At 65.3% G+C, this 11,962-nt stretch carries 7 protein-coding genes and 1 pseudogene; 5 read left to right on the forward strand and 3 right to left on the reverse strand.

Going from position 1 to position 11,962, the window contains the following annotated elements:
- The first annotated feature begins 40 nt into the window (after window positions 1-40).
- Complete coding sequence (locus ACVFYP_RS16580; RefSeq protein WP_499201912.1) at window positions 41-1,000, forward strand: polyprenyl synthetase family protein; 960 nt, start codon at window positions 41-43, stop codon at window positions 998-1,000.
- A 36-nt stretch (window positions 1,001-1,036) separates the two neighbouring features.
- Here the strand turns inward: ACVFYP_RS16580 and ACVFYP_RS16585 are convergent, their stop codons facing one another.
- Window positions 1,037-2,446: an aspartate aminotransferase family protein gene (locus ACVFYP_RS16585; protein WP_499201313.1), complete on the reverse strand. Its 1,410-nt coding sequence runs from the start codon at window positions 2,444-2,446 to the stop codon at window positions 1,037-1,039.
- A 149-nt stretch (window positions 2,447-2,595) separates the two neighbouring features.
- Here ACVFYP_RS16585 and ACVFYP_RS16590 point away from each other — a divergent pair, with 149 nt between their 5' ends.
- The 3 genes and pseudogenes from ACVFYP_RS16590 to ACVFYP_RS16600 all read left to right on the forward strand — a co-directional run bounded on the left by ACVFYP_RS16590 (window position 2,596) and on the right by ACVFYP_RS16600 (window position 6,802).
- Window positions 2,596-4,896 (forward strand): molybdopterin-dependent oxidoreductase, encoded by a 2,301-nt coding sequence (locus tag ACVFYP_RS16590; protein WP_499201314.1) that lies wholly within the window; start codon window positions 2,596-2,598, stop codon window positions 4,894-4,896.
- A gap of 165 nt (window positions 4,897-5,061) precedes the next feature.
- Window positions 5,062-5,511, forward strand: a pseudogene (locus ACVFYP_RS16595) (AAA family ATPase); the annotation flags it as partial.
- A 160-nt stretch (window positions 5,512-5,671) separates the two neighbouring features.
- Window positions 5,672-6,802: an AAA family ATPase gene (locus ACVFYP_RS16600; protein ID WP_499201913.1), complete on the forward strand. Its 1,131-nt coding sequence runs from the start codon at window positions 5,672-5,674 to the stop codon at window positions 6,800-6,802.
- A 428-nt stretch (window positions 6,803-7,230) separates the two neighbouring features.
- Here the strand turns inward: ACVFYP_RS16600 and ACVFYP_RS16605 are convergent, their stop codons facing one another.
- On the reverse strand, window positions 7,231-8,184 hold the full coding sequence (locus ACVFYP_RS16605) for an alpha/beta hydrolase (protein WP_499201315.1): 954 nt from the start codon (window positions 8,182-8,184) through the stop codon (window positions 7,231-7,233).
- A gap of 107 nt (window positions 8,185-8,291) precedes the next feature.
- Here ACVFYP_RS16605 and ACVFYP_RS16610 point away from each other — a divergent pair, with 107 nt between their 5' ends.
- Complete coding sequence (locus ACVFYP_RS16610) at window positions 8,292-10,913, forward strand: bifunctional acetate--CoA ligase family protein/GNAT family N-acetyltransferase (protein ID WP_499201316.1); 2,622 nt, start codon at window positions 8,292-8,294, stop codon at window positions 10,911-10,913.
- Between the two features lies 1 nt (window position 10,914).
- Here ACVFYP_RS16610 and ACVFYP_RS16615 read toward each other — a convergent pair whose 3' ends face one another.
- Window positions 10,915-11,790, reverse strand: coding sequence for a helix-turn-helix domain-containing protein (locus ACVFYP_RS16615; protein ID WP_499201317.1), 876 nt, complete (start codon window positions 11,788-11,790; stop codon window positions 10,915-10,917).
- Window positions 11,791-11,962: the final 172 nt, after the last annotated feature.

Genomic DNA, 11,962 nt, shown 5'->3' on the forward strand with positions numbered 1-11,962 from the left:
TCCGGAGGCCGTTCGCGGCGAGGATGCGCTGGCCGCGCTGATGGCGCTGGTCGGGCGCGATCTGGAGGCTTGCAACCGATTGATCGTCGAGCGGATGCAGAGCCCCGTGGCGCTGATCCCGCAACTCGCCGCCCATATCGTCGCCGCCGGCGGCAAGCGGCTGCGCCCGCTGCTGACCCTGGCCGCCGCCAAGCTCGCCGGCTACCGGGACGGCCAGCGGCATGTCGCGCTCGCAGCCTGTGTGGAGTTCATCCATACGGCGACGCTGCTGCATGACGATGTGGTGGATGAAAGCGCGCTGCGCCGCGGCCAGGCCAGCGCCAATGCGCTGTTCGGCAACAAACCCTCCGTCCTCGTCGGCGATTTCCTTTTCGCCCGCGCCTTCCAGGTGATGGTGGAGGATGGGTCGCTGGAGGTGCTGCGCATCCTGGCGGAGGCGTCCGCGACCATCGCGGAGGGTGAGGTGCTGCAGCTCATCACCCAGAACGACACGGCGACCACCGAAGACCAGTACCTGGCGGTGATCGAGGGCAAGACCGCCGCATTGTTCGCCGCCGCCACCGAAGTGGGCGCGATCGTCGCCGATTGCGGCGCGGCGCGGCAGGCGGCCTTGCGCGCCTATGGCCACCATCTCGGCGTCGCCTTCCAGCTGATCGACGATGCGCTGGACTACAGCGCGGCGCAGGAAGCGCTGGGCAAGACGGTCGGCGACGATTTCCGGGAGGGCAAGATCACCCTGCCCGTGCTGCTGGCCTTCCAGCGCGGCGACGACGCCGAGCGCGTCTTCTGGCGCCGCACGCTGGAGGAACGGGAGCAGACGGAGGACGACCTGGCCCAGGCCATCGCCCTGATGCAGAAGCACGCCGCCTTCGCCGACACGGTCGGCCGCGCGCGCCACTACGGCCAACAGGCGCTGGATGCGCTGGAGGCCTTTCCGGATGGTGCCGAACGCCGCGCTTTGGCCGGCATCGTCGAGTTCTGCATTTCGCGGGCACGCTAAGGGAACGCCCCCTCCGGTCGGAGGGGGCGCCGGCCGTCACACCACGGTCAGGCTTTCGCGCCGCAGCTGCACCGTCACCGCATCCAGCGCCCGGCCCGCACGCTCCACCATCTGGTCGATGTCGTCGATCTGCATGATGAGCGGCGGGGAGAAGGCCATCGCGTCGTTCGGCAGGCCGCGCAGGATCACGCCCTCGGCCTCACCGGCCTTGGCCAGCCGCGGGCCGATCTTGGCGGAGGGGTCGAAGTTCTTCCGCGTCGCCTGATCCGCCACCAGTTCCACCGCGCCGACCATGCCGATACCGCGCACTTCGCCGACCAGCGGATGCCCCTCGAACCGCGCGCGCAGCGCCTTCTGCATATGCGCGCCGGTGGTGCGGACATGCTCCACCAGGTTCATCTCGTCGTAGATCTTCAGCGTTTCCATCGCCACGGCGGCGGAAACCGGATGGCCCGAATAGGTGAAGCCATGGCCGAAGGTGCCGATGGTGGCGGAGCCATCCGCCAGGCCCTGGAAGACCTTGTCATTGATGATGATGGCCGAGATCGGCAGGAAGGAGGCGGACAGGGCCTTGGCGCAGGTGATGATGTCCGGCGTGATGCCAAAGGTCTGGCAGCCCCAGTAGTTGCCCGTGCGCCCAAAGCCGCAGATCACCTCATCGGCGACGAACAGCACGTCGTACTTGCGCAGCACGGCCTGGATCTTCTCGAAATAGGTGGCGGGCGGCACCATCACGCCGCCGGCGCCCATCACGGGTTCGGCGAAGAAGCCGGCGACGGTCTCCGGCCCCTCCCGCAGGATTGTCTCCTCCAGTTCCGTGGCCAGGCGCGTTGCGAAATCCTCCTCCGACTCGCCGGGCAGGCAGCCGTGGTAGTGGTGCGGCGTCGAGACATGGATGAAGCGGTCCGACACCGGCAGGTCGAACATCTTGTGGTTCGCCGGCAGGCCGGTGAGGGACCCCGCCACGGCGGTGATGCCGTGATAGGCCTTGTGGCGCGCGATCAGCTTCTTCTTCAGCGGGCGGCCGATAGCGTTGTTGTAGTACCAGATCATCTTGACCGCGGTGTCGTTCGCTTCCGACCCGCTATTGGCATAGAACACCTTGCTCATCGGGCAGGGCGCACGCTCGATCAGCATCTCCGACAGGTCGATCAGCGGCTCATGCGATTTGGCCGTGAAGGCGTGGTAGAAGGGCAGCTTCAGCATCTGCTGATGCGCCACATCGGCTAGCCGCTTGCTGCTGAAGCCCAGCGAGGCGCACCACAGCCCGGCCATCGCCTCGATATATTCCTTGCCCTGGTCGTCCCAGACCCGCACGCCCTCGCCGCGCGTGATCACCACAGGGCCGTTCACCGCATGGGCGCGCTGGTCGGTATAGGGGTGCATGACATTGGCGATGTCGCGGGCGGCGTTGGAATTGCGGGCCGCGTTGGCGGGGGGCGTCATGGCGCTGATCGATCCTCGGGCAGGTGTCCTGGAAGGCGAAGCCTAGACCCTTTTCGGCCGAGTGGAAGCGCCAGCCGCCCCGGTGATGGTGTGAAGGTTGCCCCGGCCCGCGCCCGGCGGCAGATTGCAGGCAGCACGGGAATTGACACATGACCGAGATCAAGCCGCATTCCGCCCATTGGGGCGCCTTCGACGCGGTCGTCGAGAATGGCCGCTTCGTCGAGGCCCGCCCCTTCGCGCGCGACCCTTTCCCCGGCAGCCTGCTGTCCTCAATGCCCGATGCGGTGCATGGCAAGGCGCGGATCGACCGGCCCTATATCCGCGCGGGCTGGCTGCGCGGCGAAAGGCGCGGATCGGCGCGCGGCGGCGATGACTTCGTGCCGGTCGGCTGGGACGAGGTGCTGCGCATCGTGGCGGAGGAAACCGCCCGCATCCGCACGGAGCATGGCGCGCCCTCGATCCTCGGCGGGTCCTATGGCTGGTCCTCCGCCGGGCGCTACCATCATGCGCGGACGCAGCTGCACCGCTACCTCGGCATGGGCGGCGGCTTCACCAGCCAGGTGACCAACTACTCCTACGGCGCCGGCATGACGCTGATGCCCCACATCCTCGGCACCAACGAGGTCGTGCAGGGCCGCGTCACCGACTGGGGCAGCATCCGCCGCAACACCAAGCTGATGCTGTGCCTCGGCGGGCTGCCGCTGAAGAACGGGCTGGTGACAGCCGGCGGCGGCGGTGCGCATGAATATGTGCCGCTGATGAAGCAGGCCGCTGAGGCCGGCGTGCGCTTCGTCAATATCAGCCCCTTCCGCGGCGATGCGGCCGATTTCCTCGGCGCCGAATGGGTGCCGATCCGCCCCAACACCGATGCGGCGCTGATCCTCGCCATGGCGCATGTGCTGATCGCGGCGGGGAAGGAGGATACGGATTTCCTCACCCGCTGCGCCGTCGGCTTCGACCGTTTTCGGGCCTATGTGATGGGGGAGGTGGATGGCGTGGCGAAGACCCCCGACTGGGCCGCTGCCATCACCGAGGTGCCCGCCGAGACCATCCGTCGCCTGGCCCTGGAAGCCGCCGGCGTGCCGACCATGCTGACCGCCACCTGGTCCATCCAGCGCGCCGAACATGGCGAGCAGCCCTGGTGGGCGCTGGTGGCCTTCGCGGCGATGCTGGGCGGCATCGGCAAGCCGGGGCAGGGGATTGCCTTCGGCTATGGCAGCATCAACGGCATGGGCACGCCGCGGCAGGAACTGCCCTCCGTCTCCGGCCCCGGGGTGCGCAACCCCTGCGGCGCCTATATCCCTGTGGCGCGGGTGACGGAGCTGCTGGAGCGGCCGGGCGAGATCCTGCAATACAATGGCCGCGACCTGCTGCTGCCCGATATCCGCATGATCTGGTGGGCCGGCGGCAACCCCTTCCACCACCATCAGGACCTCGGCCGGCTGCTGCGCGGCTGGAACCGGGCGGAGACGGTGGTGGTGGCGGAGCCTTGGTGGACCTCCGTCGCGCGGCACGCCGATATCGTGCTGCCGGCGACGACGACGCTGGAACGCAACGACATCGCCAGCTCCTCCCGCGACCGCTTTGTCCGCGCCATGCATCAGGCGATCGCGCCGGTGGCACAGGCGCGCAACGATGTGGACATTTTTGCGGACCTCGCCGATGCGGCCGGGTTCCGGAACAGTTTTACCGAGCAGCGGGACGAAAGCGCCTGGCTGCAGCACATGTATGGCCGCTGGCGCCAGGCCTGCGCGAAGCAGGGCGTGGTGGTGCCCGATTTCGAGACGTTCTGGGAAACCGGCCATGTCGAGATTCCGGCGCCGGAGGAGGATTTCGTGCAATTCGCGGATTTCGCCGCGGACCCGGAGGCGAATCCGCTGAACACCCCCTCCGGCAAGGTCGAGATTTTCTCCGAAACCATTGCCAGCTTCGGCTATGCCGAAACGCCGGGCCACCCGGTGTGGCACGAGCCGACCGAATATCTCGGCAGCAAGCTGGCCACGAAATACCCGCTTCATATGCTGTCCTTCCAGCCGGCGACGCGACTGCATGGGCAGTTGGACAGCGGCCGGGTGGCGGCGGCGGATAAGATTCAGGGCCGCGAGCGGCTGCGCATGAACCCGGCGGATGCGGCGGCGCGTGGGCTGGTGGATGGCCAGGTGGTGCGGGTGTTCAACGACCGCGGCGCGGTGGCGGCGGGGGTCGAGGTGACGGAGGCGATCCGCCCCGGCGTGGTGGCCATGGCCACTGGCGCCTGGTGGAACCCCGAACGCCCGGGCGCGACGGACAGCGCCTGCCTGCACGGGAATGCGAATGTGCTGACGCAGGATGTGGGGACATCGCGGCTGGGGCAGGGCTCGGCGGCGCAGTCGTGTTTGGTGGAGATTGAGGGCTGGGTTGGGGAGGCGGGGGCGGTGACGGTGCATGGGCCGCCGAAGGGGGCGGGGTGAGGGGCGTCTACTTCGGCTGTTTCCCGGTGGCTATCTACGTCAAATCGTCAATGCCTAACGTAAGTGCGATACAAAAAATTTAGTCTGCCCGACAACGATATATGTAGATAATTCTTGCAATAATATCCTTGTTTCGTAACATACGCGAACGCGGGGAGAGAGTGGATGCTTCAAAAATTCCGAGTCATCGAAGAGATAGGGCGTTTCTCCAAATTAACCCATAAGGCCGAGCCGTTTACGAAATTTTCTCTTGTGTTTGGTCGCAATGGGCATGGAAAAAGCACCATTTGTGATATTTTGAGATCGGCGGCAGAAGGTAAGTCAAACTACATAACTGCGCGGCGTAGGCTAGGAGCAACCGCTGATTCTCGCGTCGATTCAGTTTGGGCTTCAGGCTTAACTGTGGCCTACAATGCAGGTAGTTGGAATACATCTCCCGGAAAAATTTATATTTTTGATCATGAGTATATTCAGCAAAATCTACATATAGGAGAAAGCGTTACCAGGCAAAATAAAAGAAATCTGCTTCCGGTTGTTTTGGGTGCGGAGGGAATAGGGCTTGCTGCCAAAGTTCTCAGTCTTGACCAAGAGCAGCGTGAGGTTGACGAAGACGCTAAAGCGCAATCTCGTCTCATTGTTGCGATCTGCAAAAACTTGTTGATCGGTGAGGTTGCCGCATTCTGTAATGCGGCAGTTCCGGGCGACCTGATCGCCCGAACTGAAGCGTCGGCTAGACGTGTTCAACTGTTGCAACAGGCGATGATATTAAAGCAGAATCGCCACAGAGCTCGTCGCAAACCATTTAAAAACGCATCAGCTCGGCGCTCGCGGGCAAGATTGGCTAAAATACGGCACAGCACACGCGCCCAAAGATCATTGCCCGTATTGTGCGCAAAATACTATTGGGGTTCCTCTGGTCGACGCGTACCGAACCTACTTCAGCGAAGCTTTCAAGTCACTCAGCGGCCAAATTGACAACTTGAAATGTATTGTGGATTTATATTCGCTAGAGAAACTAAATGAGTTGGTTCTTTATAATGACATCGAATTCGACTATTGGGTAAAACTCTGCGACATTGAACCAATTCCGACCTTATCTCCGGTTGACCGTGGTTCGATAGCTAACTCTCTTCAGCTGCTTTCTCAGCTCATTGACGAGAAGCGCCAAAATCCACTGGCAAAATTAGCGCTAGGCTCGAATGCGCCTAGTATCCACGGCGCTATCAGTCTGCTTCAGGCGTACAACGAGCAAATTGCATCACGCCATGCGATTATCGATCTGGCTCGTTCCGGAGCCGAGGGAGGCGACTTAGAAGAAGCAAGGCGTATCCACGGAAAATGGTTAGCCATTAATGAAAAGCTGCGCGATCCAGTTAGATCAGCGGTTATCTCTTTTAACAATGCGCAGAACCGTCTTGGTGAGATCAAGAAGGAAAAATCCGCTGCTCAGGCAGCATTGAAGGCATACACTGAAGCTACGATGGTTTCGCGACAATCCGCTATAAATGAAATTCTATCTGATTTTGGGGCGAGTTTTCAAATTGTGGACGCTAGGACAAATTTTACTGGAAGGGAGCCGAATGCCGAATTCGCGATCGAGATTAGAAAACAAAAAGTGAAAGCTGGTGAGATATTGGCGGAGGAGCCGAGCTTCAAGACAGTTCTTAGCGCTGGCGATAAGATTACTTTGGCGTTAGCGTTTTTTATTGCTCAAATTCAATCTGACGTCAACTTAAAAGAGGCTGTCGTTGTTTTTGATGACCCCTTTAGTAGTCAGGACATGGATCGGCAATTTTATACAACAAGTCACATTAGGGAAATTTGTAAAAATTCTCGCCAGACATTAGTTTTATCGCACGACCCGCGATTTCTTCAGTTAATTGAAAAAACGCAGACAAGTCTATAACTCGCACTTTTCAAATTCAGTGCGGGGATTCCGGAGAGAGCTCTATTAAATCATGGAATGCCGCGGATGAGTTGAAGAGTCTATATCTCCAGCAATTCGAATTAATTTGAGAGTATGCTGGCCATCAAAATATAGTGGCTGGACAAACGCTTAATGGAATTAAACAAGCAATACGTCCGTTTGTTGAGGACTATTTAAGACTCCGTTTTCCTGGGCGCTTCTCCGACGCTGCCAACATTTTCGAAATGGCCGAGATAATTCGCGCGGCCGGCCCAGCAGATCCTCTTGCAGCCAGTGTTGCCTTTTTGTTTCAAATTAATGAATATACCCGTTCCAATATGCATGGTGGCGGGGCGCCGCCGGTGCCAAATGAATTGAGGGTAGCTTGCCGGCAAGCTATCAGTATTGTTGGAAAATACTAAGGAATTTTACCCCAGCACCCTCCTCAACCACGCCCCGCCCCCCGCCGCCGCCCGCCGCGCCGCCCCCACATGATTAACCGCCCGCAAAAACCCATGCGCCGTCCCCGCAAACACCTCCTGCTCCACCTGCACCCCCGCCGCCCGCAGCGCATCCCCCATCGCCAGATTCTCGGAAGCCAGCACATCCAGCTCCGCCACATGCAGCAGGCAGGGCGGCAGGCCGCGCAGGTCGGCGCGCAGGGGGCTTGCCACCGGGTTCAGCCGGTCGGCATGGCGCGGCGCGTAGCAGTCCCAATAGAACCGCATCTTCTCCCGCGTCAGAAAATACCCATCCGCAAACTCCCGATAGCTCGGCGTGTCAAAGTCCGCGTCGAACACCCCGTAGTTCAGCAATAGCCCCGAAAGCTTCAGCCCCGGGTCGGTCCGCCGCAGCAGCAGCGCCACGCCCATCGCCAGGTTCGCCCCCGCGCTGTCCCCGCCGAGCACGATCCGCGCCGGGTCCAGCCCCCATTCCGTGCCCTGCGTCGCCACCCAGCGCACCACGGCCGCGCATTCCTCCACTGCCTGGGGGAAGGGCGCCTCCGGGCTCATCGCATAGTCCGGGCCGATCACGGCGCAGCCGGCGGAGGCCGCGTATTCGCGCATTAGCCGGTCATGGGTGTCGATGCTGTTCCACACCCAACCGCCGCCATGCAGATAGACCAGCACGGGCAGGGTACCCTCCGTCGGGCGGTGCAGCCGGCACAGCAGCCGGCGGCCGCGGATCGGCAGCCAGCGATCGGCGCTTTCGGCCATCACGGGGCCGCCCTCGGTCAGCGGAATGTTCATCGCCTCGGTCAACGCCCGAGCGGTGTCCAGCGGCAGGGTTAGGGTGATGGGCGGCTGCTTGGCGCCCTCCGCCTCCATCATGGCGTTGAAGGCGAGCATTTCCGGGTCCCAGCGAGGGTCTTGGGCGGGCATTGTGGCTCCCTTCATCGGTTCCGCGCTATCGAAGGCGGGAAGACGGCGGCCGGCAACCCCCCATCCCGTTGTGGCCCGGCACCGGCAAGCCCATGTTGCGCTGCACAATGAGCCTTTCCTCCAGCCTCTCTCACCATTCCGCCGTGCGCTTCCGCGAACAGGCCCTGTACCGGCCGCGCCATGTGGTGCTGGTGGCTGATCCCGCCGTGCCGTCCTCCGCGCCACTGCGCCAGAACCTGGAAGCCGGCGGCTTTGGCGGCAGCGTCGTGGTGCTGGAGGATGTGGCCGGCATCGCGGGCCTGGCGCAGGCGCCGGACCTCGCCGTGCTGTCCGTGGCGCCAGGGCTGGTGGAGCCCGCCATGGCGGCGCTCTCCGCCCGCGGCTGCCATGCCGTGGTGGTGCCGGGCGCAGCGCCGGACCTCGCCGGCGCCAGCCGCCGCACGGGGGTGCGCGCCCTGGGGCAGGGCAGCTTCGGCATCTGCGTGCCGGGCATCGGGCTGAACGCCTCGCTCTCCCACCTGCCCCCCCGGCGTGGGCGGCTGGCGCTGGTGGGCCAGTCCTCCGCCCTCAGCCGCGCGGTGCTGGATTGGGCGGAGGCGGAGGCGGTGGGTTTCAGCCATGTCATCGGCATCGGCGAGAATGACGACCTCGGCTTTGCCCATGCGCTGGACTGGCTTTCGCGCGACCCCGGCACCGGCGCCATCCTGCTGGAACTGCGCCATATCAAGAATCGCCGCATGTTCATCTCCGCCGCCCGCGCCGCCGCGCGGATGCGCCCGGTGGTGGCGATCCGCGCCGGCGGGCGGCTGGCCGATCCCTCCGGCACCGCCGATGCGGTGATGGAAGCGGCGCTGCGCCGCGCCGGCGTGCTGCGGGTGACGGGGCTGGACGACCTGCTTTCGGCGGCGGAGACGCTGGCGCGGGTGAAGCTGGGCACAGGCGTGGCGCCGGGGGCGGGCATTGCCCTGGTGGCCAATTCCACGGGGCTCGGGCTGCTGGCGGCCGATGCGGTGCTGGAAGGCGGCGCGCGGCTGGCGACCCTGCCGGCGGAGGCGATGCAGGCGCTGGAGATCGGCCTGCGCCCCGGCTGGTCCGGCGGCAACCCGCTGATCCTGGGTCCGGGCGCCGCCACCGGCCTCGGGGAGGCTGCGATGATGCTGGCGGGCATCCGCCAGGTGGATGCCGTGGTGGCGCTGCACGCGCCGGAGGCCGGGGAGGATGCGGCGCTGCTGGCCGCAACGCTGTCCGCCGCCGCCAAGGCCACGCGGGCCGCGCCCATCCTGGTGTGCTGGTCTGGCCAGGCGACGGCCGGGCCGCAGCGCGGCGCGCTGGCCGCCGCCGGGCTGGCGGTGTTCCCGACTCCGGAAGGCGCGGTGCGCGGCGCGCTGCATCTGCTGAAGGACCGCCAGAACCGCGCCGCCGCAGCCGAACTCCCCGGCCGCCAGGTGCTCGCCCTGCAACCGGATCGCCCCGCCGTGCAGCGCATCCTGGCGGATGTGCGGGCGGAAGGCCGGCTCTCGTTGGCGGAGGATGAGGCGCTGGCGCTGCTCGCCGCCTATGGCCTGCCGGTGGTGGCCGGGCAGGTCGCCGCCGATGTGGCGGGGGCGGAGGTGGCGGCGGAAGCGCTAGGCTTCCCCGTGGTGCTGAAACTCCGCTGCCCCGACATCGCCCGCAAGACGGAGGTCGGCGGCGTCGCGCTCGGCCTGCGCAGCCGCCTCGCGGTGCGGGAGGCGGCGGAGGCCATGATGGACCGCGTGGCGCGGGAACGCCCCGGCACGCGGCTGACCGGCTTCCTGGTACAGCGCCAGGCGCAGGGGGCGCAGGAGCTTCGGATGCGCCTCGGCGACGACGCCATGTTCGGCCCTTTCATCGGCTTCGGCATGGGCGGCACGGCGGCCGACCTGTTGCGCGACGAGGGTTTTGACCTGCCGCCGCTGAACCACGCCTTGGCCGGCGCGCTGATCGGCCGCAGCCGCGCCGCGCCGCTGCTGGCGGGCTATCGCGACCATGCGGCGGTGGATCTGGATGCGGTGGCGGGCGCACTGGTGCGCCTTTCCCAGATCGCTGTGGACTTTCCGGAGATCGAGAGCCTCGGCGTGAATCCGCTGTTCGCCGCCGCCGGCGGGGTAATGGCGGCCGATGCCTCCTGCCGGCTGCGGCCGGCGGGCCAAAAGGCCATGCTGGCCGTGCCTCCCTATCCGGAGGAGTTGGCAGCGCCTTGGCGCGCAAGGTCGGGCGAGACGCTGCTGGTGCGCCCGGTCCGCCCGGAGGATGCCGAGGCCCATGCCGAGATGTTCCGGCGCCTGACGCCGGAGGATGTGCGCTGGCGCTTCTTCAGCCAGTTGCGGGAATTGCCGGCGGTGCAGATCGCCCGGCTGACCCAGATCGACTACGACCGCGAAATCGCCTTCGTCGCCATGCGCCGCCGCGCGGATGGGGCGGAGGACATGCTCGGCATCTCCCGCCTGATCCGGGAGGCTGATGGCCAGACGGCGGAATTCGCCGTTGTGGTGGATGCGGCGATGAAGGGTCAGGGCCTCGGCCGGCACCTGATGCAGCGCCTGTTCGACTGGGCGCAGGCGGAGGGGGTGCGCCACATCGTCGGCCAGATCCTGGCCGACAACGCCCCCATGCTCGCCTTCATCCGTGCCATCGGCTTCACCACGCGCCGCAGCCCGGAGGATGAGGAGGTGGTGGAGGCCCGGCGGGAGATCCCGCCGAGTACCTAGTTCACTCGCCGCTGGCGCGAATCAGCTCCCGCACCCGCGCGGCGGCCGCGGCCCCCTTCATCGCGTCGCGCCAGGCCACTTCGGCCACGCGCTGATGCGCGGCCACGGCCTCATCCGCCGCAGTGATGGAGCCGACGCCGAGGCCGCCATTCGGCGGGGTGTCGGCGGGGAAGGGGGAGGAGACGACATGCGCCCTTTCCCGCCCGCGCAGCACCATGAAGCCCCCGGTCGGCTCCACGCCGGAGGCGAGGCCGAGCTGCACGCCGATCGGCACGCTTTCCATCATCGCGGCGATCGCCTCCGCCTCCGCCCGCGCCGCCGCCAGGCAGCGCTGGCGGGTGCGTTCCGGCACTGGCAGGCCGGCGGCCACGCCATCCTGCAGGAAGCGGCGCAGCGCGGCCTCGCCCAGGATGGCGATGATGGTCGGGCGCCGGGCGGCGTGCAGGCGCTTGCGGGCGGAGAGCAGGCCCAGCGCCTGATCGGCGCTGGCGCGGGCCTGAAGGCGTTCCGGCGCCGCATCCGCGGCCTCCGTCCAGGCTTCGCCAACCGCGCCGTCGAAGGCGTCGGTCGTGGTCTGGTAGCAGAAGGCGCCGCCGACGATCAGGATCTGATCCGCCTGCTCCTCCACCTGCCGCAGCCGCTCCTGGAAGGCCAGGGGGCGGGCGAAATACTCGACGCCGATGCCCAGCAGGGACAGCGGCGAGATCTTCAGCAACTCCGCGAGGCGCCGGATCGTGTCCAGCTTGATGACCTCGCCCTTCTCATACCGGTACAGCGCCGCGCGCGAGACGCCTAGGCGCGCCGCGATCTCTTCCGCCCGGAGGCCTGATTCGAGGCGATAGGCACGCAATTGCTGCCCTATATCCGCGAAACGCATGCAATCCCCCGTAGGTCCACTGATCAAGATACAACCACGATCTTAGAGACAGAATCTCACGGATCGGACGCTGAGGGCTAAAATGCGGGACACTTGGCCGTGAGGCAACGTGAAAATCACGGAAAAATGGTAGTCGTGGCGTTAATTTAACTCGCATTGGTTGTGTAAGCTT

Source organism: Roseomonas sp. F4 (assembly GCF_053891155.1).